We start from the raw sequence: 21,391 nt of genomic DNA, 5'->3' as shown, positions 1-21,391 counted from the left end.
GGTGGGGGCGGAGGCGGGACGTGCCGCTCGCGGGGCGACGGCACTTCCGGCGCGGTCGGCGGCTCCGGGGCCGGGCGCGGGCCCGGAAGCAGCGGCTGGGTCCGTCCCGGGTCACCGGGCCGGTCGTCCCGCACCGGAACCGGCCCCGGCGGGCCGGTGTCCTTCCGGAACGCGTCCGGGACCGGCGGCCGGGCGGGCAGGCCGGCGTCCGGGGCGGCACCCGGTCGCGGGCCCGGCAGCGGTCCCCGCTCCGGCGCCTGCTCCGGCCCCCACTCCCGCTCGGGCGGAGCCGGTGAGGCGGGTGCGGCCGGGTCCGCCGTCACTCCCGCCGCCGAGCGGAACCGGTGGTCCAGGGTGTCCCCCGGGTCGGCTTCCGGCCCAGCGTCCGGATCCTCGTAGAGCTTCTGCCACCAGTCGTCCGCGCCCTGCTGACTCATGCCCTCATTCTCCGCCTCCCGCACGGGCGGAAAACGCCGAACGCACGAAATCGGTCCGGGGGAACATCGGTACAGCGGTCAACGCGGTTCTCTTGCGCGCGGCGGACTCGCGCCGAGCCGGGGATCCCCGAGCCGGCGGTGAACAGCCGGCCCGCTCTGCGGGCTCCGGCCCGGCAGGTCGAGGGCGACCGCCAACTCCGTGGCAGGGGCGCCCTCGTGACCGGGAGCCGGCGACGGCCGTGGGGATGGCGCCCCGGCTGACGCCGTGCTCACGGGCCGAGGCGCAGGCGGCGCCGGTGCGGTCCATCGCGGGTCACGCACCGTCGGGCTCGGGTCGCTGGAGCGGGCGCGGTGCAGCGTTGCCCCGTGCCGCGTCAGGAACGTGGCGCCTGCCTGACGGTCACGCCGACATGGCCTGCTCGCCGCCAACCGGTTCAGCGCACGGGCCAGGGTACGGGGACCGGCCGGGTCTCGGTCTTGCGGAGCGTTTCAGCGGACACCGCGGCGGCTGCGGCCACGTCGGCCGTGCTGCCGCCACCGCGGGCCTGGCGACCCGGTCGGACCGGCTGTCCGGCGTCGGGCCGAGGCGCCGATGCGTCGTTCGCCCGGCGGCGTCGGTGGTACGCGACGGTGAGGATCGCCAGGAGCGGGCCCCAGGCGAGGAGCGGGGCGTACGTCGTCCACAGCGCCCAGGCGGCCGGACCGCTGGTGGGGAAGCCTTCGCCGCTCTCGTTCAGCGGCTCCACGAAACCGAAGATCTGGTTCAGCACGGCGTACGCGCAGAACATCATGATCAGCGTTGCCCCGAGTGCGGCCGGAATGACCGCCGCCAGGATCGGGATCCGTCTGCCGTGCAGCCCCGGCACCCACCGCGGGACGACTTCGCCCCACGGCCGCACCAGCCCGAGGGCGAGCAGCGCGAGCGCTTCGGAGACCACGGACAGCCCGATCACGTACGGGCGTTCCCACACCGCCCACTGGTAGTCCGCGTCGTAGCCGGCCAGGCCCAGCACCAGTGCGACACGCCACAGGCCAGACGGCAGGACACACAGCGGGATGGCATGGGCCACCCGGACCGCCCAGCGGGGAACGGGCTCAAGGGGCTTGCGGCCGGCCGACGTGCCGACGGACACCTCGGCTGCCGTTGCTGCCGCTGTGTCCCCGGCATGCGTGGTCATGTGTGCCCTCCCCGACGAGATCCGACGTGGTCAACCTTCGCGTGCGGGGCGGGTGCTCGGCGTCCGCCGCGGGGCTGAGCCGGGGGGCGACCACAGGATGACACCGCCGCTCCTTCCTCGGAGGCGTTGTCGGCCGCCCGACCACGAGGGAGGAAGGTGAGGCCCCACGGCCGGAATGGGTCCCCGGGCCGCCGCCCGGTGGACCGTTTCCACTCTGCCCTACGGACCAGCGCACGTCGTACGCCCGCACGACCGTCTGGGTGACCGTGGCGCCCTTCGCGTCGGTCAGTTCGACCTTCAGGGACACCGGCTTGCCGGAGGCTCCGGCGTGGTCCACGACCGCGGTCCAGCGGCCGCCGGCCTCGCCCACCCTCGCCCGCGCCAGTTCTCGCCGTCGTAGGAGTACGACAGCTTCGCCGTCTTCAGGGCGCCGGACTCGTAGCCCGCGTGCCCGGTGACGCCCAGCCCGATGCTCTGGCCGTTCGCCGCCGCCACCGTCTTCATCCCGTCGAGCGGGGCCGCGTACCGCGGGAAGAGGACCGGCAGGCCCTGCGAGTACGCCGACGCGTCCAGCTTCGACGTGAAACCCCAGGTCGTCAGGACGGAGGTGGACCGCTGGCAGACCCGGGCGGGCGGGCCGATCTTCTCGATGTTCTGGGTCAGTTCGTAGCGGCTCTCCTCGGCCGGGATCTCGAAGACGCCGAACGGGTACCAGCTGTCCCCGACGACCTCGCCGCCCCGCTCGAGCTGCAGCCCGCCGATGTCACCGAAGGAACCCGGCTGCGCGGCGTGGGCGCCGTCGCCCCACATGGCGGGGGCGAAGCCGATCAGGTTGCCCTGCCGCTCGGCGGCGAGGGTCTCCTTGCCCGAGAGGTCGCGGGGCGCTACGGGCCCGGTGATTCCCTCGTACCAACTCGCCTTGGTCTTCTGCCCCTTGGTGTAGGTGCGCCGCTCGCCGACCATGAACTCGCCCCAGCGGAAGCTGCTGGAGAGCATCTGGTCCCAGGCGGTGTCCCCGGCCGAGTCGTACTCGGTCCGCGTGCCGGGCGCCGCGACGGTCTCGATCCCGCCGAAGTAGACCGCGCTGCCGATCGGCCGGTAGGCGCCTGTCAGGTCGATGAAGTCGGGCGGGGCGGTGCGCGCCACGTTCACGGAACCGTCGTAGACCGCGATGAGCGGGAGCTTCTTGGTGTGCGCATCGTCGTAGCCCTGCCGGACGAGGCCGGTGACGTTGAAGAGCTCGCGGTCGACCAGGCCCGCGGCGAGCGCCTTGACCGCGCCCTCGGGGTACACGTACAGGTCCTTGCCGGACTGTCTCGTCTGCACGAGCGGCTGCGAGCCGTCCTCGCGCGGCATCGCGGTGGCGGCCGTCCGGCCGGCCGCGTCCGTGGAGACCAGGATCCGGTCACCCGTGACGAGGGTGACGGTGACGGGGGCCGTGGGCTGCTTTCCGGCCGCCCCGCTCCCGACGAGTGGTCTCCTGCCCGCTCCAGGTGCTCCGTCGACCGGCTGCGCCGTCGACGGGCCGACGGCGGTGACGGGCCGACGGCGGTGACGGCAAGGACGGCCGCGGTGGCCGCCCCGACTGCCGTACGCGATATCGGGCGCATCGCTCTCCCCAGGTGAATTCCGGCCAACTACTGCATTGCACGGCAAAGCTGCCGCGTAAATCGCTTCTGGCCAGCGGATGTTGGTGCTGCGGTGGCGCCACCTTGGCAGAGGGGCGGGGGGTGCGGCGATGATGTCCGCGGCGGGTTTGCGCCGTGGCCGCTTCCCGCCAGGCGCTGTGTCGAAAGGTGGTGGACGGGTTGCTGGGTGCCATAGGCCTCGACGAGGCGCAGGAGTCGGCGTACCGCGTGCTGGTGGCGCTGGGTGCGGCGGAGGTGCCCGACCTCGCGCACCGGCTGACGCTGCCGGTGCCGCAGACCGAACGGGCCCTGCGCCACCTGGAGCGGCACGGGCTGGCGGCGCAGTCCTCGGCCCGGCCCGGCCGCTGGGTGGCGGCCCCGCCCGGCGTCGCGCTCGGGGCCCTGCTGACCCAGCAGCGGCACGAGCTGGAGCAGGCGGAACGGGCGGCGGCGCTGCTGGCGGAGGAGTACCGGGCGGAGGCGACCGAGCCGGCGGTGCACGACCTCGTGGAGGTGGTGCAGGGTGCGAGCGCGGTGGCGCACCGCTTCCACCAGATCCAGCTGGGGGCCGAGAAGGAGGTGTGCGCGCTGGTCAGCGGCCGGCCGCAGGTGGTGACCGGGACGGACAACGAGGCCGAGGACCGGGCCTCCGTGCGCGGCGTCGACTACCGGGTGGTGATCGAGCGGGAGGTGCTGACCCTGCCGAGCGGGATCCGGGAGGCCTCCACGGCACTGGCCCGGGGCGAGCAGGTCCGGGTGACCGGGCAGGTGCCGACGAAGCTGGTGATCGCGGACCGGACGCTCGCGATGGTTCCGCTGACGGCCCGCGGCGCGGAGCCGGCGGCGCTGGTGGTGCACGCGTCGGGGCTGCTGGAATCCCTGACGGGCCTGTTCGAGGCGGTGTGGCGGGAGTCGCTGCCGCTGCGGCTGGGGTCGGCCGGCTCGGCGGAGGAGTCCGACGGCTGCCCGGACGCCACCGACCTGGAGATCCTGTCCCTCCTCCTGGCGGGCATGACGGACGCGAGCGTGGCCAAGCACCTGGAGCTCGGCCTGCGGACGGTGCAGCGGCGCGTCAAGGGCCTGATGGAAGTGTCCGGGGTGACGACGCGCCTGCAGCTGGGCTGGCACGCCTACGAACGGGGCTGGGTGGCCCGATAGGCCCTGGTCGGTCAGGCTGAGCAGATGGATCTGCCTCAGCTGCTCCTGGTGGGGCTGGTGCTGCTGCTCGGGGTGCTGGGGGTGCTGGTCCCGGGCGTGCCGGGCACGTGGCTGGTGTGGGCGGGGCTGCTGTGGTGGGCGCTGCACGTGCGGTCGGCGCTGGCGTGGTCCCTGCTCGTCGCGGCGACGGCCCTGCTGCTGGTGGTCCAGGTGGTGAAGTGGCAGCTGCCGGCGCGGCGGGTGCGGGGGCTGGGGATCACCCCCCGGATGGCGGTGTTCGCGGGGGCCGGCGCGGTACTCGGCTTCGTCCTGATCCCCGTGCTCGGGGCGGTCCCGGGCTTCGTGGGCGGCATCTACCTCTGCGAGCGGCTGCGCCTGGGGACGCACGGCGAGGCGTGGGCGTCGGTGCGGGCGGTGATGCGGGCGGTGGGGACGAGCGTGCTGGTGGAGCTGTTCGCGTGCCTGCTGGTGGTGGGGGCGTGGGTCGGAGCGGTGGCGGCGTCGTAGTCGTGTCCCCCTTGCCGTTGTGCCCGTGCCGTTGTGCCCGTGCGTGCTCGTGCACTCGTGCTCGTGCAGTCGTGCCCCCTCGCCATCGCGTTCCCCGGGGCCGCCGCAGCGGCCCCGGCCGGGTCACCGACGGCCCCGCGGGACCTGCGTCCTTCGGGGGAACCCGGCTACGGCCCCGGTCCGATGCGGGTGCGGCCGTCAGCTGCGAGGCTTCCGGACATGAGGGCGTTCGAGGGTTTCAGCGAGTCGGAGTCGGCGTACCTGCGGTCCCAGCACCTGGGCCGCCTGGCCACCGTGGACGAGGCCGGGCAGCCGCAGGTGAACCCGGTGGGGTTCTTTGCCCAGGAGGACGGAACGCTGCTGGTGGGCGGGATGGCCATGGGCCGTACGAAGAAGTGGCGCAACCTCCGGCACGACCCGCGGCTCTCCCTGGTGGTGGACGACCTGGTGAGCACCAGACCGTGGCGGGTACGGGGCATCGAGATCCGCGGGCACGCCACGCTGGAGACCGGGCCGCACGAGCTCGGCCCGCACTTCAGCCCGGAGGTGATCCGGATCCATCCCGACCGGGTCCACACGTGGGGCCTGTGACCCCCGGCGGCCGGCCCCCGCCGCGCGGAGCCCCTCCCCCGTGCTCCGCCCGCCCCCGCGCCTCGACCGGCGACGGGACTGCGGGGTCCGGGGCTCCGCCCCGGACCCCGCGCCGCATCCCGGCCTCGCGTGGAGGCGGTGGGGGTCAGGAGCGGTTGCCGCGCTTGGCCGCGTAGTTGGCTCGGCCCTCCGCCGACTTGAGGCGCCAGTCGCGGCGGATCTCCGACCGGAGCCGCGCGTCCGTCTTCGCCACGATCCGCTGGTTCTCCCGCAGCAGCTTGCGGTAGCTGTCCAGGCGCCGTTCCGCCAGCTCTCCCGAGTCCACCGCGGCCAGCACCGCGCACCCCGGCTCCGCCTCGTGGGCGCAGTCGTGGAAGCGGCAGTGCTCCGCGTACTCCTCGATCTCCGAGAAGACCTGGCCGACCCCGGTCTCGGCGTCCCAGAGACCGACGCCGCGCAGCCCCGGCGTGTCGATCAGGACGCCGCCGCCCGGCAGGGCGAGGAGGTTGCGGGTCGTCGTGGTGTGGCGGCCCTTGCCGTCGACCTCGCGGGCCTCCTGGACCTCCATGACCTCCGCGCCGAGCAGCGCGTTGGCCAGTGTGGACTTGCCGGCGCCGGAGACACCGAGCAGCACGCTGGTGCCGCCCGCGACGACGGCGGCGAGGACGTCCGTGCCCTCGCCGGTGACGGAGGAGACGGTGAGCACCTGGACGCCCGGCGCGGTGGCCTCCACGTCCTGGACCAGGTGACCGAGCGTCACCGGGTCGGGGACGAGGTCCGCCTTGGTGAGGACCACCAGCGGCTGCGCCCCCGACTCCCAGGCCAGGGCCAGGAAGCGCTCGATGCGCCCCAGGTCCAGTTCGACGGCGAGGGAGACGGCGATGATCGCGTGGTCGACGTTGGCGGCGAGGATCTGCCCCTCGGACCGCTGCGAGGAGGTGGAGCGTACGAAGGCGGTGCGGCGCGGCAGGTACGCCTTCACGTAGCGCGGGTGGCCCCCCGCCTCGACGGCCGCCCAGTCACCGGTGCAGATGACCCGCATCGGGTCGTGCGGGGTGACGAAGGCGGTGTCGGCGCGGACGATGCCGTCCGCGGTCATGACGTCGCACTGGCCGCGGTCGACGCGGACGACCCGGCCGGCCACGAGGCCCTGCTCCGCGTAGGGGGTGAACTCGGCCGCCCACGCGTCGTCCCAGCCGAAGGGGGCGAGGGCGTCCGCGAGCGAGGCCTGCGGAGAAGCGGTGAGAGAAGAGGTGGAGCGAGAGGATGTGGAGAAAGACGAGAGAGACAAGGGGAACCCTTCACAGGGTGGCCCCGGCCGCGTGCGCTCGCTCGGTGGCGGCGCGCGAAGAGGTGTGAGGTCAGCCGGAGACCACAGAAGTGACATTGATGGTCTTCTGAGTGCGGGCAGCGCCCTGCGCAACGACAGTCATCAATGAACTCACCTCCGGGTCATGCACGTTACTGACGTCCTCCACCGGTCGGCGGGAACGGATCCACCGTAACAAGATCCCGCCCGCCGGGGCCACTTCTTTTTCCGCGGTGTCGCCGGGCGTTCACGGACCGGCCGGATACGTCGCCCGGGCGCGGCCGACGCCGGCCTCGATGTCCAGGCTGCGGGAGGAGCCGGCGTCGTGCAGGGCCTCCGGGACCTCGCAGCGGCCGCTGCCGGTCTCGCAGCGGACCCGGAAGCGGGTGGCCGCGGGCACGGTGAGCTCGAGCCGGCCGGATCCGACCCGGCCGCTCACCTGGTCCGGCGGGGTGACGAAGGCCGCGTCGGCCCGGCCGGAGCCGACCCGGAACTCCGCCTCGGGCCCGGTGAGGCCCGTGGCCCGCAGGCTGCCGGAGCCGACCTTCGCGCGCAGCGCTCCGCGCAGTCCCACCAGGTCGACCCGGCCGGAGTCGACCTCGGTGTCGACGGCGCCGCCCAGGCCGCTGAGGAAGACCCGGCCGGACCCGGCGGTCACCTTCACGGGGATGCCCTCCGGGACGGTCACCCCGAGCCGGACCGAACAGGACCCGGCGGCGGGCCAGAACTCCTCGCCCGGGCAGCGCGGGGTCAGCCGCAGGGTGTCACCCAGCCAGCTCTCCTCGATGGTGGGCGCCTTGAGCGACCAGCCGATCGTGGCGCGGTAGCCGACCTGCCGGTCCGCGCGGGGGGTCACGGTGACGTCCGCGTCGCCTCCCACGATCTCCAGCGCGCTCACCGGGCGGCCGCCGCTGCCGCCGACCAGGGTGTCGCTGCGGGTGCTCCCGTAGGACCACGCCTGCCAGGTGGCCGGTGCCACGACGAGGAGCGCGCTCAGCAGCGCGGCGACGGTCCAGGCGAGCCGCTGCCCCGGACCGGCCGGGGCAGGGGCGGGTGCACGGGCCGCAGCGGGGGCCGGCGCGCGCGTCGGCGCGGCAGCCGGCGTCACGGCGTGCCGTCCAGGAAGCGCAGGACCGCGAGGACCCGGCGGTGGTCGCCGTCGGCCGGCGGCAGGTCGAGCTTGGCGAAGATGCTGTTGATGTGCTTGGCCACCGCGCTCTCGCTCACGACGAGTTCGGCGGCGATCCCGGCGTTGGAGCGGCCCTCGGCCATCAGGGCCAGTACCTCGCGCTCGCGCGGGGTGAGGCGTTCCAGCGGGTCCGGTCCGCCTCCGCGGCGCAGCAGGAGCTGGGCGACGACCTGCGGGTCGAGTGCGGTGCCGCCGGCCGCGACCCGCCGCAGCGCGTCGATGAACTCCTCGACGTCGGCCACCCGTTGCTTGAGGAGGTAGCCGATGCCGGCGCCGCTCGGAGCGGAGAGCAGATCGGCGGCGTACCGCTCCTCCACGTACTGCGAGAGCAGCAGCACCGCGGTGGCGGGGCTCTGCCGGCGGATCATCAGGGCGGCCCGGACTCCCTCGTCGGTGAAGCCGGGCGGCATCCGTACGTCCACGAGCGCCAGTTCGGGCCGGTGTTCGTCGACCGCCGCGAGCAGGCCCTCGGCGTCCCCGGTCTCGGCGGCCACCTCGAAGCCGGCCATTTCGAGGACCTTGACGAGTCCTATCCGCAGCAGGACGGAGTCCTCGGCGATCACAGCCCGCACGGCAGCTCCACGGTGATGACGGTCGGGCCCCCGAGGGGACTGTTGATCATGATGGTTCCGTCGACCGACCCTACGCGTTTGCGCAGGCCGACCAGGCCTGTTCCGCGCGCCGGATCGGCGCCGCCCACCCCGTCGTCGGTGACGGTGACCCGCAGCAGGTCAGCGCGGGGGCCGGCGCCGTCGGATGCGGCCGTGCGCACGGCCCGCACCGAACAGCGGTGCGCGCGGGCGTGCTTGGCCACGTTGGCCAGGGCCTCGGAGACGACGAAGTAGGCGACGGCCTCCACGGTGGCCCCCGGCCGCGCCGCGATGTCCACGGTCAGCTCCACGGGGAAGGGGGCGCGGGCGGCGATCCCGGAGAGCGCCGCGTCCAGCCCGCGGTCCTCCAGTACGGCCGGATGCAGGCCCCGTACCAGGCTGTTGAGCTCCTCGATGGCCTCCTTCGCCTGGCGGTGCGCCTCGTCGATGACGGCCCTGGCCTCGGGCGGCAGATCGGGCAGGGTGGCGCGGGCGATGCCGAGGTTCATCGCGAGGGCGACCAGCCGCTGCTGGGCTCCGTCGTGCAGGTCGCGTTCGATCCGGCGGCGTTCGAGGTCGGCGGCGTCCAGCACCCCGGCCCGGCTCTCCGCGAGGTCTTCGACGCGCCGCTCCAGCTCACGGGCCCGGTTCGGGCCGAGGAGGGCGGCCGCGGCGAAGGCGTCGAGCCGGGCGAAGAGGGCGGCGAGCCAGGGCGCGGCGAGCAGCAGCAGGATCCCGCCGACGGTGATGAGGTCGTAGTCCCCGGTCCAGCCGGGGGTGCGGGTGTCCGCGGGCAGGAACCAGAACCAGCCGTAGACGGAAGCGGCCGCGAGGCCGAAGGCCCAGGCCAGCACCACCAGGGCGCCGGCGGAGGCGGCGAGCGGGCTGACGAGCAGGTGGTAGCCGTACTGCCGCCAGGTCGCCTCGGAGCGCACCCGTTCGGCCAGCCCGCGCAGGCTCGACCGGCGGTTCTCCCGTACGACCTCCGGCACGTCGAGGCCGAGCAGCACCCAGAAGCGGCTGCGCTGGAGCGCGGTGAGCAGCGGGCAGAGCGCCGGCACCGCGAGCAGCGGGACCGGGCTGAGGCCGGGTGCCACGGACACGGAGGCGAAGCCGAGGAGCGCGGGCAGGGCCGGCGGGATCGCGGCCGTGGTGAAGACCGTGTTGCGCCGGGCCCACGCCGACCACGGCGCGTGCGCCGCGATCCAGGTGTACGTACGCCTCAGCGCGCCGCGAAGTGCCATGACCCGTACGGTAATCGCACTGGTCAGGGGCTTTCCATCACGCTGGTGCCCGCCCAGGGGTGTACCTGGCACCACCCCCGGTTCGGACCGTGGGGCCAGTGATCTCGGCAGCGCGGCGGACGAGGCTGGTGGTGTGCCCGGGGGACGGACCGCCGGGCCGGAAGGAGACCCGCTGTCATGGCACTCGTCGCCCCGCAGGCCCGCATCTGGCGCACCCCCCGGCCGGCCACCGTGTTCACCTGCGCGGGGGTGGCGCTGCTCCCGTGGGTGCTGGTCCTGGCGAAGACGACGCCGCAGACCACGGAGGTCTCGAACTGGGCCACGGCGTGGATCGGCCTGGACCTGATGCTGGCCGTCGGGCTGACCGGGACCGGGATGCTGCTGCGCAGGGGCGACCCCCGGGTGTCGCCCGTCGCGGCGGCGACGGCCGCACTGCTGGTGATGGACGCCTGGTTCGACGTCACGACCTCGGCCGGGACCGGCGGGCAGGGCACGGCGCTGCTGCTGGCGGCGGGCGCGGAGCTGCCACTGGCACTGGCCTGCGCATTGGTGGCCGCCCGCCGCCAGGGCTGAGGCCGGCCCTCCGGACCGACGGACCGACGGACCGACGGACCGACAGGCTTCCGGGCGGACCGGCCGACGGGCCTCCGGGCCTCCGGGGCTCCGGGCGGACCGGCCTCCAGGCCGACGGGCCTCGGGGCTTCCGGGCCGACGGGCCCCCGGGCTCGGCGGTGTCCGTTTCGTTCAAGACGGGCGGCGCGGGCGCTGCCTAGCCTGCTGTCATGACTCCACGACTCGACATGATCGGCCTGGTCGTCTCCGACATGGCCGCCTCGCTCGCCTTCTACCGCCGCCTCGGGCTGGACGTCCCGGCCGACGCCGACGGCCTGCCGCACGTGGAGGCCGCGCTTCCCGGCGGGCTGCGGATCGGGTGGGACACCGAGGAGACCGTCCGCTCCTTCGACCCGTCCTGGACCCGCCCCACCGGCGAGGGCCGCCGGGACCTGGCCTTCCTGTGCGACTCCCCCGCCGAGGTGGACTCCCTGTACGCGGAACTGACCGCGGCGGGGTACCGGGGCCACCTGGAGCCCTGGGACGCCTTCTGGGGGCAGCGCTACGCCGTCGTGCTCGACCCGGACGGCTGCGGCGTGTCCCTGTTCGCCCCGTCGGAGCCCGCCGCGTAGGCCGTCAGCGTGGTCCCGGCCAGCGCGCGCACCTCGCGGGCGAGGTGCGCCTGGTCGGCGTAGCCGGCGGCGTGGGACACCTCGGCGTACGGCATGCCCGCCCCGGCCAGCGCCAGGGCGCGGCGCAGCCGCAGGATCCGGCCGAGCGTCCGCGGCCCGTACCCGAAGGCGTCCAGGGAGCGGCGGCGCAGCTGGCGCTCGCCGAGGCCGACCGCCGCGGCGATCCCGGCCACCGCCTGCCCCGCCCGGAGCCGCGCCGCGACCTCGGCGGCCAGCGGGTCGGGCGGCCCGGCCTCGGCCGCACGGCGCGCGGCCAGCGCCTCCAGCCCGGCGCGGGGATCCCCGTACGCGGCCACGCGTCCCGCGAGGCGCCGTACCTCCCGAGCGGGCCACAGCTCGGCGAGTTCCACGCACCGGTCCCGCAGGGCGTGGGCCGGTACGCCGAGCAGCGCGGGCGCGGTGCCGGGCGCCAGCCGGATCCCGGCGAAGGCGCCGCCCCGGACCTCTCCGGCGGGATGCGGCCCGGTGTCGGGCCCGGCCACCAGCAGCCGCCCGTCGGCCCACAGCAGGTCCATGCACCCGTCGGGCAGCACCGTCCGGCCGTTGCCCCGGGCACGCCACAGCACGGCCCCGGGCACGGCCGCGGACGGCGCTTCCTCGTACACCCCTCCAGCGTAGGGCGAAGATCGACGGCTCTCCCGGGTGCCGGTCAGTGTTTGCGCAGCCGCGACGAGTAGTCCTCCGGCGGCAGGAACTTCGACCAGCGCTCCGGGAACTCCGACGGCATCCCGCCGTCCTCGTCGTCCTCCGACTCGCCCTCGGCCAGGGCCCGCCAGGCCGCGGCCCGCGCGATCAGCTGCGCGGCCTCCAGCTCCCGGGCCCGCTCGTTCGCCTCGCGCGCCGCCGCCGTGGCCACGGAGGGCCAGACCCGGTCGATGGCGGCGTTGACGGCCGCACCGACCAGCACCGCGAAGGCCGAGATGCCGATCCACAGCAGCACCGCCACGGGCGCCGCCAGCGATCCGTAGATCGTCGGCCCCTCCACGGTGTTGGTGAGGTAGATGCGCAGCAGGAACGAGCCCAGCACCCACATGGCGAGGGCCACCAGCGCCCCCGGCACGTCCTCGATCCACGGCGAACGCACCGGTACGGACACGTGGTAGAGCGTCGTCAGGAAGACGATGGACAGGAGGGTGACGGTCGGCCAGTACAGCACCGCGATCACGCTGGTACCCCAGGGGACCAGCTCGATCACGGCGTCCGGTCCCACCACCATCAGCGGCAGCACGACAGCACCGATCAGCAGGGCGATGATGTAGAGCACGAAGGCCAGCAGCCGGGTCTTGACGATGCCGCGGTGCCCGTCGAGCCCGTACATCACGGTGATGGTGTCGATGAAGACGTTGACGGCGCGCGAGCCCGACCAGAGGGCGAAGGCGAAGCCGAGCGAGATCAGGTCGGGGCGGCCGCGTCCCGTCACGTCGTCGAGCATCGGTTTGGCGATGTCGTTGACGCCCCGGTCGGACAGCACCGTGCCGACCGCCCCCAGGATGTTCTCCTCGATGCTGGCCACCGTCGTCTTGCCCGTCCAGCCGTCCACGTAGCCGAGCAGGCCCAGCAGGCCGAGGAAGAGCGGGGGCAGGGAGAGCAGCGTGAAGAACGCCGCCTCGGCCGCCAGGCCGAGGATGCGGTACTCGATGCACGAGTTGACGGTGTCCTTCAGCAGCAGCCAGCCCATCTTCCGCTTCGAGACGTTGCGGTAGAGGGCGCGGGCCCGGTGGAGCCGTCCTGGGGGTCCCGGGATCCGCTCGGGTGTTTCTTTTGCTGGCTGCACGTCCTTACGGTATCCGCATGGCAGCCACCACCCACACAGTCAGCAACCAGGCCCCGCCCCTGGTGGGCTACGACGTCTACGGCGGCGATCGGGCCCTCACCGAGGGCGTCGAGCGTCACCTCGCATCCGCGGAACCCGAACTCCTCGGCGAGGTAGGGGAGGAGCTCACCGCCCTCGGGCGCGCGGCCGGTTCCGCGCAGGCCCAGGAATGGGGCGTGCAGGCGAACGAGAACCCGCCGAAACTGCGGACGCACGACCGGTACGGGAACCGGATCGACGAGGTGGAGTTCCACCCGGCCTGGCACCGGCTGCTCGGGCACGCCGTGACCTCCGGCCTCACCGACGCCTGGGGGCGTCCGGCCGGTCACCTGCGCCGGGCCGCCGGGTTCTTCCTGTGGTCGCAGGCCGAGGCGGGGCACGGCTGCCCGGTCTCGATGACGCACGCCGCCGTACCGGCGCTGCGGGCCGATCCGTCGCTCGCCGCCGAGTGGGAACCGCGGCTGACCTCGCACGTGTACGAGCAGGGGCTGCGGCCGGCCGCGCAGAAGGGCGGAGTGCTCTTCGGCATGGGAATGACGGAGAAGCAGGGCGGCAGCGACGTACGGGCGAACACGACGGCCGCGACACCGCTGGGCACGTCCGGCGAGTACCTGCTGACCGGGCACAAGTGGTTCTGCTCGGCGCCGATGTGCGACGGGTTCCTGGTGCTGGCGCAGGCTCCGGGAGGACTGACCTGCTTCCTGGTGCCGCGGGTGCTGCCGGACGGCACGCGCAACGTCTTCGCGATCCAGCGGCTGAAGGACAAGCTGGGCAACAAGTCGAACGCGTCGAGCGAGGTGGAATTCGACGGGACCTGGGCGCAGCGGGTGGGCGAGGAAGGCCGGGGGGTGCGGACCATCATCGAGATGGTCGCGGCGACCCGGCTGGACTGCGTCATCGGCTCGGCCTCGCTGATGCGGCAGGCGCTGACGCAGGCGGTGCACCACGCGGAGCACCGCTCTGCTTTCGGAGCACCGCTCATCGACCAGCCGCTGATGCGCAACGTGCTCGCCGACCTCGCCCTGGAGTCGGAGGCCGCCACGACCTTGACCCTGCGCCTGGCGGCCGCCTACGACGCCGGGACGGAGCAGGAGAAGGCCTTCCTGCGCCTCGCCGTGCCCGCCGCCAAATACTGGGTGACCAAGCGCTGTACGCCGATGGTCGCGGAGGCCCTGGAATGTCTGGGGGGCAACGGCTATGTCGAGGAGTCCGGGCTGCCGAGACTGCTGCGCGAATCCCCGCTGAACTCCATCTGGGAGGGCTCGGGCAACGTACAGGCGCTGGACGTACTCCGTGCCCTGCAGCGCGAGCCCCAAGCGCTCAACGCTTTCCTCCAGGAGGTCGGCCTGGCCCGCGGCGCCGACCACCGGCTGGATTCGGCCATCAAGGACCTGCTGACGGAGCTCGCCGACCTGGAGGGCATCGAGGCGCGGGCCCGCCGCGTGGTGGAGCGCATGGCGCTGGTGCTGCAGGGATCGCTGCTGGTGCGCTGGGCTCCGCCGGAGGTCGCGGACGCGTTCTGCGCCTCCCGGCTGGGCGGCGACTGGGGCGCGGCCTTCGGGACGCTGCCGCACAGCCTCGATCTCGGCGGGGTGGTGGAACGGGCGCGGATCGCAGGCTGACGGGCGCGGATCGCGGGCCGGGAAGGAGCCCCCGTCGGGCTCCCCTGCGGTCCCCAAACCGCTCCGAGCCGTGATCCGGGCCCGTCGACCGGTACAGAGGTGGCGCCGCGCCGACTCGGCACCACCTCTGCTCCGAAGCCCCGAGGAGGAGCTGTCACACCGCTCGGCGGCGTCCGGACAGTTTCGGTCGGGCGAACGGGACTTGGCGAGAGTTGCATACCGTTGCAACCTGTGAGTCGGCAGCCGCCCACCGGGGTGCCGGGGGATGCGGAGCCCGCGGCCCGCCCGGGCGGCTCGCGTCGTACGTCCTGTTCGCACGGGGAGGTTCCGGTGGCCGACACCACAGGCAGTACGGTCGATGTGGCACGCATCTCGGCCATGGACGCGCGGGCGGCGGCGCGTCTGCTCAAGGGGGTACGGGCTGCCGCGCTGGCAGGGGGCCGTCCGCCGGCCGCGCCGAGACCGGAGATCGCGGAGTCCTGGCGGCGGATGCTGGCGGGCGGGGTGCACCCGGACCGGGACGCGCGCTCGCGGATGCTGTCGGCCGCCGAGACGGAGGAGCGGCGGCACGGGTCGCCGCTGCGGGAGGTCCTCCCCGTGCTGCGGGAGGGACTGCTGCCCGCGCTGGACGAGGCCCTGCACATCATGGTCGTGGCGGACGCGGACGGGCGGCTGTTGTGGCGGGAGGGCCACTCCTCGATCCTGCGCAAGGCCGACCGGCTCGGCTTCGCGGTGGGGGCCGACTGGGACGAGGCCGTGGTCGGCACCAACGGGGTGGGCACGGCCCTGGTGGCCCGGCGGCCGGTGCAGGTGTTCTCGGCGGAGCACTTCGTCTCCAGCCACCACGACTGGACCTGCGCCGGCGCGCCCGTACGGGACCCGCGGGACGGCCGGCTGCTGGGCGTGGTCGACGTCAGCGGGCCGCTGGCCACCATGCACCCGGCGACGCTGGCGTGGGTCAGCTCGGTGGCCCGGCTCGCCGAGCGGGAGCTGCGGATCCGGCACCTGGAGTCGCTGGAGCGGCTGCGCACGGTGGCGTCCCCGCTGCTGGCCCGGCTGCCGGGACGGGCGCTGGCCGTGGACCCGGACGGCTGGACGGCGGCGGTGACGGGGCTGGCGCCCACGGACCGGATCCCGCTGCCGAAGACCTTCGGCCCGGGCCGGGTGTGGGTGCCGCGGCTCGGCGACTGCGTGGTGGAGCCGCTGCCCGGCGGCTGGCTGCTGCGGATCGCGCAGGAGCGCACGAGCACGGCGGCGACCCGGATCGTCCTGGACCTCAGCCGGGCGGGATCCTGGTCGGCGACGGTGTACGGCTCCTCCGGGAGCTGGTCGCAGGAGCTGAGCCCGCGCCACGCGGAGCTGCTGTTCCTGCTGGCGGACAGCCCGCGGGGGCGCTCGGCGGCCGAACTGTCCGCGGAGCTGTTCGGGGACCCGACGCGCACGGTGACGGTCCGCGCGGAGCTGTCCCGGGTGCGCCGCCACCTCGCGGGGGTCCTGACCCACCGGCCGTACCGCTTCGCGGAGGACGTGGAGGTGGAGCTGATCCGCCCGGAGGACCCGGCCGCGCTGCTCCCGCACTCCACCGCCCCCGCGGTGATCAGGGCCCGCCTGGGGCGCCGGGGGCCCGGCGTGGTTCCCTGAAGGGCATGAGCACCGTCACCCTCACCACCTGGTCCCTGGAAATGACCTCCCCGTCGGACCTCGTCCCGGCGGCCGTACCGGGCCCTGAGATCACGATCTCGCGGGCGGAGGTCCCGTCCCCGGAGTTCAGCCGCTTCCTGTACGCCTCGGTGGGCGGCGACATCCACTGGACGGACCGGCTCTCGCTGACCCGGGCCCAGTGGGTGGAGCAGCTGGGCCGGCCGGGGGTGGAGACGTGGGTGGCGTACGACCGCGGCACGCCGGCGGGGTACGTGGAGCTCGACCCGCAGGACGACGGTGTGGTGGAGATCATGTACTTCGGCCTCCTCCCGGACTTCCGGGGCCGCCGCATCGGCGGCCACCTGCTGTCGGTGGGCATCGCCCGGGCGTGGTCCCTGGCGGAGCGCTGGCCGGAGCTGGAGCCGACCCGGCGGGTGTGGGTGCACACCTGCAGCCAGGACGGCCCGACGGCGATGAGCAACTACGAGCGGCGCGGCTTCAAGATCTTCAAGACGGAGACGGAAGAGAAGGAAGAGGCCCCGACCCCCGGGCCGTGGCCCGGCGCGTAGCACATCGAGCCCGGCTCCGCCGGGACCTGGAGTTCGGGGCGGAGCCCCCGCAGCGGCGAGGCGCCCCGAACGCCGGGGAGGCCGGAATGCCCGGGCTCACCGGCGTTCGGTGCGTGACCACGATCACGTCATCCCACGATCCGGGACGAGTTCGTCCGAATCGTGGACAGTAGTGGACTCCTCCAAGAGGCACATGACACGCTTCCGTCATGAATGGAGCTGGAATTGCCTTGGTGAGTCGGCGGCACGTCGACCTCGGCCGCATGTCCAGCGCCATCTGTCCGGCGCGCTGACGGAACCAGCCACGCCGCACATCGTCGCCGTCCCCGCCGCTGCGGACGCGCCGATCCCCCGCTAGTCCCCTGAGGCCGATGTCCCGCCCTGCCCGCCGGCAACCCCGGCAACGAAGCGGGAATCAGCCACACCCGCTCAGAGTCCAGGGGTCACCGCCGCCGCTTCGCCTCCCCCTGCCCTTGCCTTGAGCCGCCGAAGAAGGACGTACCGCCATGGCCGCCACCCCCGAAACGCCCGCAGCCGCACCCGCAGCCGCCGCGCGCCGCAAGACCGGCCGTCACCGCGGTGAGGGCCAGTGGGCCGTCGGACACCACACCCCTCTCAACGGCAACGAGCAGTTCAAGAAGGACGACGACGGTCTCAACGTGCGGACACGCATTGAGACGATCTACTCCAAGCGCGGCTTCGACTCGATCGACCCCAACGACCTGCGCGGCCGCATGCGCTGGTGGGGCCTCTACACCCAGCGCAAGCCCGGGATCGACGGCGGCAAGACCGCGATCCTGGAGCCGGAGGAGCTGGACGACGAGTTCTTCATGCTGCGCGTCCGCATCGACGGCGGCCGGCTGACCACCGAGCAGCTCCGCGTCATCGGCGAGATCTCCCAGGAGTTCGCGCGCGGCACCGCCGACCTGACCGACCGCCAGAACGTGCAGTACCACTGGATCCGGATCGAGGACGTCCCGGAGATCTGGCGCCGGCTGGAGGCCGTCGGCCTTTCCACGACCGAGGCCTGCGGTGACACGCCCCGCGTCATCCTCGGTTCGCCCGTCGCCGGCATCGCCCGGGACGAGATCATCGACGGCACGCCCGCCATCGACGAGATCTACCGCCGCATCGTGGGCAACAAGGACTTCTCCAACCTGCCCCGCAAGTTCAAGTCCGCGGTCTCCGGCTCGCCGCTGCTCGACGTGGCGCACGAGATCAACGACATCGCCTTCGTCGGCGTGAACCACCCCGAGCACGGTCCGGGCTTCGACGTCTGGGTCGGCGGCGGTCTGTCCACCAACCCCAAGCTGGGCGTGCGCCTGGGCACCTGGGTCTCGCTCGACGAGGTCCCGGACGTCTACGAGGGCGTCATCTCGATCTTCCGCGACTACGGCTACCGCCGGCTGCGCACCCGCGCCCGCCTGAAGTTCCTCGTCGCCGACTGGGGCCCGGCCAAATTCCGCCAGGTCCTGGAGGACGAGTACCTGCAGCGCAAGCTGACCGACGGCCCCGCTCCCGAGCAGCCGACCGGCCAGTGGCGCGACCACGTGGGCGTCCACCAGCAGCAGGACGGCAAGTTCTACGTCGGCTTCGCGCCCCGCGTCGGCCGTGTGGATGGCGCCACCCTGACCAAGATCGCGGACATCGCCGAGCAGCACGGTTCCGGCCGCCTGCGCACCACCGCCGAGCAGAAGATGATCGTGCTCGACATCGAGGCCGACCGGGTCGACTCGGTGGTCGGGGCGCTGGAGGCGCTGGACCTGCGGGTCAAGCCGTCCCCGTTCCGCCGCGGCACGATGGCCTGCACCGGCATCGAGTTCTGCAAGCTGGCCATCGTCGAGACGAAGGCGCGCGGCGCCTCGCTGATCGACGAACTGGAGCGCCGCCTGCCGGACTTCGCCGAGCCGCTCACGATCAACATCAACGGCTGCCCGAACGCCTGCGCGCGTATCCAGGTGGCGGACATCGGTCTCAAGGGGCAGCTGGTCCTGGACGACGACGGCAACCAGGTGGAGGGCTACCAGGTCCACCTGGGCGGCGCCCTCGGCCTGGAGGCCGGCTTCGGCCGCAAGGTCCGCGGCCTCAAGGTCACCTCGGCCGGTCTGCCCGACTACGTCGAGCGGGTCGTCAAGAGCTACGAGGAGCAGCGCGAGGACGGCGAGCGCTTCGCGGCGTGGGTCGCCCGCGCGGACGAGAAGAGCCTCTCGTGAGCGAGCGCGCCGCACCGTTCTACTGCCCGTACTGCGGCGACGAGGACCTGTTTCCCCACGAGGCGGGCCACGGCGCGTGGGAATGCAGGGCCTGCAACCGAGCCTTCCAGCTGAAGTACCTCGGGCTGCTGGCCCGCGGTGTCCGGTCCGATTCAGCTGGAGGGGACGAGATATGACCACCACTCAAGACGCGAGTCTCACGGCCGTGGACCTCAAGGCCACGGATCGCAAGGACACGGATCTCAAGGAACTGGCCGAGCGGGCGGGCCGGGACCTGGAGGACGCCTCCGCGCTGGACATCCTGCGCTGGGCGGCCGAGACCTTCGGCGGGAAGTTCGCCGTGACCTCCTCCATGGAGGACGCGGTCGTCGCCCACCTGGCCTCGCGCGTCTTCCCCGGCGTGGACGTGGTCTTCCTCGACACGGGCTACCACTTCGAGGAGACCATCGGCACCCGTGACGCGGTCGAGGCGGTGATGGACGTCAACGTCATCACCCTCACCCCGCGCCGGACGGTGGCCGAGCAGGACGCGGAGCACGGCCCGAAGCTGCACGACCGCGACCCCGACCTGTGCTGCGCGCTGCGCAAGGTCAAACCGCTGGAAGAGGGCCTGACCGCGTACGACGCCTGGGCGACGGGCCTGCGCCGCGACGAGTCCCCGACCCGGGCGAACACCCCGGTCGTCGGCTGGGACGAGAAGCGGCAGAAGGTCAAGATCTCGCCGATCGCCCGCTGGACCCAGGACGACGTGGACGCGTACGTCGCCGAACACGGCGTACTCACCAACCCGCTGCTGATGGACGGCTACGCCTCCGTCGGCTGCGCCCCCTGCACCCGCCGCGTGGCGGAGGGCGAGGACGCGCGGGCGGGCCGGTGGGCCGGGCGGGGCAAGACCGAGTGCGGACTGCACGGCTGATGACGGGCAGCGCGACGACCAGCGTGACGACGAGCGAAGAACCTACGGAGACAGAGCAGATGAGCGTGAGCGACCAGGGCGCCACCGTGTGGCTGACCGGGCTGCCGAGCGCGGGCAAGACCACCATCGCCTACGCGCTGGCCGAGCGGCTGCGCGCCGAGGGCCACCGCGTGGAGGTCCTCGACGGTGACGAGATCCGCGAGTTCCTCTCCGCCGGCCTCGGTTTCAGCCGCGAGGACCGGCACACCAACGTGCAGCGGATCGGCTTCGTCGCCGAGCTCCTCGCGAGCAACGGCGTCAAGGCGCTGGTGCCGGTGATCGCACCGTTCGCGGACAGCCGTGAGGCCGTCCGCAAGCGGCACGCGGCCGCCGCGACGGACTACCTCGAAGTGCACGTGGCCACTCCGGTCGAGGTGTGCTCCGAGCGTGACGTCAAGGGCCTGTACGCCAAGCAGGCGGCGGGCGAGATCTCCGGTCTGACCGGGGTCGACGACCCGTACGAGGCTCCGGAGTCCCCGGACCTCCGTATCGAGTCGCACACGCAGACCGTGCAGGAGTCGGCTTCGGCCCTGCACGCGCTGCTCACCGAGAGGGGCCTGGCATGACCGCCACCGTCGCACACGTCCACGAAGGGACGGACGCGCCCTACGCGCTGTCGCACCTCGACGCCCTCGAGTCGGAGGCCGTGCACATCTTCCGCGAGGTGGCGGGCGAGTTCGAGAAGCCGGTGATCCTGTTCTCCGGCGGCAAGGACTCCATCGTCATGCTGCACCTGGCGCTGAAGGCGTTCGCGCCGGCGCCGGTGCCGTTCACGCTGCTGCACGTCGACACCGGCCACAACTTCCCCGAGGTGCTGGAGTACCGCGACCGCACGGTCGCCAAGCACGGGCTGCGCCTGCACGTGGCGTCCGTCCAGGACTACATCGACGCGGGCAAGCTGCGCGAGCGTCCGGACGGCACCCGCAACCCGCTGCAGACCGTCCCGCTGACCGAGGCGATCCAGAGCCTCAAGTTCGACGCCGTCTTCGGCGGCGGCCGACGCGACGAGGAGAAGGCCCGCGCCAAGGAGCGGGTGTTCAGCCTCCGCGACGAGTTCTCCCAGTGGGACCCGCGCCGCCAGCGCCCCGAGCTGTGGCAGCTCTACAACGGCCGCCACGCGCCCGGCGAGCACGTGCGCGTCTTCCCGCTCTCCAACTGGACCGAGCTGGACGTGTGGCAGTACATCGCCCGCGAGGGCATCGAGCTGCCGGAGATCTACTTCGCCCACGAGCGCGAGGTGTTCCTGCGCAACGGCATGTGGCTGACGGCCGGCGAGTGGGGCGGCGCGAAGGAGGGCGAGACGCCCGAGACGCGTCTCATCCGCTACCGCACCGTCGGTGACATGTCCTGCACCGGCGCCGTCGACTCCGACGCCGCCACGCTGGACGCCGTGATCGCCGAGATCGCCGTCTCCCGCCTCACCGAGCGGGGTGCCACCCGCGCCGACGACAAGATGTCCGAGGCCGCGATGGAAGACCGCAAGCGCGAAGGGTACTTCTAGAA

General features: G+C 73.4%; 22 protein-coding genes and 1 pseudogene. 14 read left to right on the top strand and 9 right to left on the bottom strand.

Going from position 1 to position 21,391, the window contains the following annotated elements; genetic code table 11:
* The 3 genes and pseudogenes from PV721_RS16035 to PV721_RS16025 form a co-directional block, all read right to left on the bottom strand.
* Positions 1-437 (bottom strand): annotated as a pseudogene (locus PV721_RS16035) (cell division protein); the annotation flags it as partial.
* Positions 438-871: 434 nt separating this feature from the next.
* Positions 872-1,615 (bottom strand): hypothetical protein, encoded by a 744-nt coding sequence (locus PV721_RS16030; RefSeq protein WP_319724617.1) that lies wholly within the window; start codon positions 1,613-1,615, stop codon positions 872-874.
* 297 nt (positions 1,616-1,912) lie between these two features.
* Complete coding sequence (locus tag PV721_RS16025) at positions 1,913-3,271, bottom strand: hypothetical protein (protein ID WP_319724616.1); 1,359 nt, start codon at positions 3,269-3,271, stop codon at positions 1,913-1,915.
* Positions 3,272-3,423: 152 nt separating this feature from the next.
* On the opposite strand from PV721_RS16025, the gene PV721_RS16020 reads away from it, so the two are divergent.
* The 3 genes from PV721_RS16020 (at position 3,424) to PV721_RS16010 (ending at position 5,499) form a co-directional block, all read left to right on the top strand.
* Positions 3,424-4,401, top strand: coding sequence for a helix-turn-helix domain-containing protein (locus tag PV721_RS16020; RefSeq protein ID WP_319724624.1), 978 nt, complete (start codon positions 3,424-3,426; stop codon positions 4,399-4,401).
* A gap of 24 nt (positions 4,402-4,425) precedes the next feature.
* Positions 4,426-4,908 (top strand): DUF456 domain-containing protein, encoded by a 483-nt coding sequence (locus PV721_RS16015; protein ID WP_319724615.1) that lies wholly within the window; start codon positions 4,426-4,428, stop codon positions 4,906-4,908.
* A 219-nt stretch (positions 4,909-5,127) separates the two neighbouring features.
* Positions 5,128-5,499 carry a PPOX class F420-dependent oxidoreductase gene (locus tag PV721_RS16010; protein ID WP_319724614.1) on the top strand — a complete coding sequence of 124 codons (372 nt, stop codon included), beginning with the start codon at positions 5,128-5,130 and terminating at the stop codon, positions 5,497-5,499.
* Positions 5,500-5,644: 145 nt separating this feature from the next.
* On the opposite strand, the gene rsgA is transcribed toward PV721_RS16010, so the two are convergent.
* The 4 genes from rsgA to PV721_RS15990 form a co-directional block, all read right to left on the bottom strand.
* Positions 5,645-6,790, bottom strand: coding sequence for a ribosome small subunit-dependent GTPase A (gene rsgA, locus PV721_RS16005; RefSeq protein WP_319724613.1), 1,146 nt, complete (start codon positions 6,788-6,790; stop codon positions 5,645-5,647).
* A gap of 265 nt (positions 6,791-7,055) precedes the next feature.
* On the bottom strand, positions 7,056-7,916 hold the full coding sequence (locus PV721_RS16000) for a hypothetical protein (protein WP_319724612.1): 861 nt from the start codon (positions 7,914-7,916) through the stop codon (positions 7,056-7,058).
* On the bottom strand, positions 7,913-8,569 hold the full coding sequence (locus tag PV721_RS15995) for a response regulator transcription factor (protein WP_319724610.1): 657 nt from the start codon (positions 8,567-8,569) through the stop codon (positions 7,913-7,915). Before PV721_RS15995 ends, PV721_RS16000 begins: the two co-directional genes overlap by 4 nt.
* Positions 8,557-9,831 carry a sensor histidine kinase gene (locus PV721_RS15990; protein WP_319724607.1) on the bottom strand — a complete coding sequence of 425 codons (1,275 nt, stop codon included), beginning with the start codon at positions 9,829-9,831 and terminating at the stop codon, positions 8,557-8,559. Before PV721_RS15990 ends, PV721_RS15995 begins: the two co-directional genes overlap by 13 nt.
* 177 nt (positions 9,832-10,008) lie before the next feature.
* On the opposite strand from PV721_RS15990, the gene PV721_RS15985 reads away from it, so the two are divergent.
* Together PV721_RS15985 and PV721_RS15980 are read left to right on the top strand one after the other, a co-directional pair.
* Positions 10,009-10,404: a hypothetical protein gene (locus tag PV721_RS15985; protein WP_319724605.1), complete on the top strand. Its 396-nt coding sequence runs from the start codon at positions 10,009-10,011 to the stop codon at positions 10,402-10,404.
* Positions 10,405-10,613: 209 nt separating this feature from the next.
* The gene (locus PV721_RS15980; RefSeq protein WP_319724604.1) at positions 10,614-11,015 is read left to right on the top strand and encodes a VOC family protein; all 402 of its coding nucleotides are present in this window, start codon (positions 10,614-10,616) and stop codon (positions 11,013-11,015) included.
* On the opposite strand, the gene PV721_RS15975 is transcribed toward PV721_RS15980, so the two are convergent.
* Both PV721_RS15975 and PV721_RS15970 read right to left on the bottom strand, forming a co-directional pair.
* Positions 10,946-11,680 carry a helix-turn-helix domain-containing protein gene (locus PV721_RS15975; RefSeq protein WP_319724601.1) on the bottom strand — a complete coding sequence of 245 codons (735 nt, stop codon included), beginning with the start codon at positions 11,678-11,680 and terminating at the stop codon, positions 10,946-10,948. The genes PV721_RS15980 and PV721_RS15975 overlap by 70 nt on opposite strands.
* A gap of 44 nt (positions 11,681-11,724) precedes the next feature.
* Positions 11,725-12,849, bottom strand: a complete 1,125-nt coding sequence (locus PV721_RS15970) for a YihY/virulence factor BrkB family protein (protein ID WP_319724599.1) — start codon at positions 12,847-12,849, stop codon at positions 11,725-11,727.
* A 17-nt stretch (positions 12,850-12,866) separates the two neighbouring features.
* On the opposite strand from PV721_RS15970, the gene PV721_RS15965 reads away from it, so the two are divergent.
* From PV721_RS15965 to cysD, 9 genes are all read left to right on the top strand, one after another.
* Positions 12,867-14,510, top strand: coding sequence for an acyl-CoA dehydrogenase family protein (locus PV721_RS15965; RefSeq protein ID WP_319724597.1), 1,644 nt, complete (start codon positions 12,867-12,869; stop codon positions 14,508-14,510).
* A 378-nt stretch (positions 14,511-14,888) separates the two neighbouring features.
* Positions 14,889-16,151: a GAF domain-containing protein gene (locus PV721_RS15960; protein WP_319724622.1), complete on the top strand. Its 1,263-nt coding sequence runs from the start codon at positions 14,889-14,891 to the stop codon at positions 16,149-16,151.
* A gap of 5 nt (positions 16,152-16,156) precedes the next feature.
* On the top strand, positions 16,157-16,720 hold the full coding sequence (locus PV721_RS15955) for a GNAT family N-acetyltransferase (RefSeq protein WP_319724595.1): 564 nt from the start codon (positions 16,157-16,159) through the stop codon (positions 16,718-16,720).
* A 209-nt stretch (positions 16,721-16,929) separates the two neighbouring features.
* Complete coding sequence (locus tag PV721_RS15950; protein ID WP_312847410.1) at positions 16,930-17,013, top strand: putative leader peptide; 84 nt, start codon at positions 16,930-16,932, stop codon at positions 17,011-17,013.
* Positions 17,014-17,226: 213 nt separating this feature from the next.
* Entirely contained in the window at positions 17,227-18,933 is a 1,707-nt protein-coding gene (locus PV721_RS15945; protein ID WP_319724593.1) for a nitrite/sulfite reductase, read from the top strand.
* Positions 18,930-19,109: a hypothetical protein gene (locus PV721_RS15940; protein WP_319724591.1), complete on the top strand. Its 180-nt coding sequence runs from the start codon at positions 18,930-18,932 to the stop codon at positions 19,107-19,109. Before PV721_RS15945 ends, PV721_RS15940 begins: the two co-directional genes overlap by 4 nt.
* Entirely contained in the window at positions 19,106-19,849 is a 744-nt protein-coding gene (locus tag PV721_RS15935; protein WP_319724589.1) for a phosphoadenylyl-sulfate reductase, read from the top strand. Before PV721_RS15940 ends, PV721_RS15935 begins: the two co-directional genes overlap by 4 nt.
* A 59-nt stretch (positions 19,850-19,908) precedes the next feature.
* Positions 19,909-20,454 (top strand): adenylyl-sulfate kinase, encoded by a 546-nt coding sequence (gene cysC / locus PV721_RS15930; RefSeq protein WP_319724587.1) that lies wholly within the window; start codon positions 19,909-19,911, stop codon positions 20,452-20,454.
* A complete protein-coding gene (gene cysD, locus PV721_RS15925) occupies positions 20,451-21,389 on the top strand; it encodes a sulfate adenylyltransferase subunit CysD (RefSeq protein WP_319724585.1) in 939 nt (312 codons plus the stop codon). Before cysC ends, cysD begins: the two co-directional genes overlap by 4 nt.
* Positions 21,390-21,391 lie beyond the last annotated feature (2 nt).

It is taken from the genome of Streptomyces sp. MB09-01 (assembly GCF_033794505.1).
Lineage (GTDB): Bacteria > Actinomycetota > Actinomycetes > Streptomycetales > Streptomycetaceae > Streptomyces.
This window is presented reverse-complemented; position numbering and strand designations above follow the sequence as displayed.

Coding starts and splice junctions, on each gene's coding strand:
- PV721_RS15935 (WP_319724589.1), top strand. CDS start 19,106: ATGACCACCACTCAAGACGCGAGTCTCACGGCCGTGGACCTCAAGGCC.
- PV721_RS16015 (WP_319724615.1), top strand. CDS start 4,426: ATGGATCTGCCTCAGCTGCTCCTGGTGGGGCTGGTGCTGCTGCTCGGG.
- PV721_RS15985 (WP_319724605.1), top strand. CDS start 10,009: ATGGCACTCGTCGCCCCGCAGGCCCGCATCTGGCGCACCCCCCGGCCG.
- PV721_RS15945 (WP_319724593.1), top strand. CDS start 17,227: ATGGCCGCCACCCCCGAAACGCCCGCAGCCGCACCCGCAGCCGCCGCG.
- PV721_RS15960 (WP_319724622.1), top strand. CDS start 14,889: ATGGACGCGCGGGCGGCGGCGCGTCTGCTCAAGGGGGTACGGGCTGCC.
- PV721_RS15965 (WP_319724597.1), top strand. CDS start 12,867: ATGGCAGCCACCACCCACACAGTCAGCAACCAGGCCCCGCCCCTGGTG.
- PV721_RS16010 (WP_319724614.1), top strand. CDS start 5,128: ATGAGGGCGTTCGAGGGTTTCAGCGAGTCGGAGTCGGCGTACCTGCGG.
- cysD (WP_319724585.1), top strand. CDS start 20,451: ATGACCGCCACCGTCGCACACGTCCACGAAGGGACGGACGCGCCCTAC.
- PV721_RS15950 (WP_312847410.1), top strand. CDS start 16,930: ATGAATGGAGCTGGAATTGCCTTGGTGAGTCGGCGGCACGTCGACCTC.
- PV721_RS15990 (WP_319724607.1), bottom strand. CDS start 9,831: ATGGCACTTCGCGGCGCGCTGAGGCGTACGTACACCTGGATCGCGGCG.
- cysC (WP_319724587.1), top strand. CDS start 19,909: ATGAGCGTGAGCGACCAGGGCGCCACCGTGTGGCTGACCGGGCTGCCG.
- PV721_RS15980 (WP_319724604.1), top strand. CDS start 10,614: ATGACTCCACGACTCGACATGATCGGCCTGGTCGTCTCCGACATGGCC.
- PV721_RS16030 (WP_319724617.1), bottom strand. CDS start 1,615: ATGACCACGCATGCCGGGGACACAGCGGCAGCAACGGCAGCCGAGGTG.
- PV721_RS15955 (WP_319724595.1), top strand. CDS start 16,157: ATGAGCACCGTCACCCTCACCACCTGGTCCCTGGAAATGACCTCCCCG.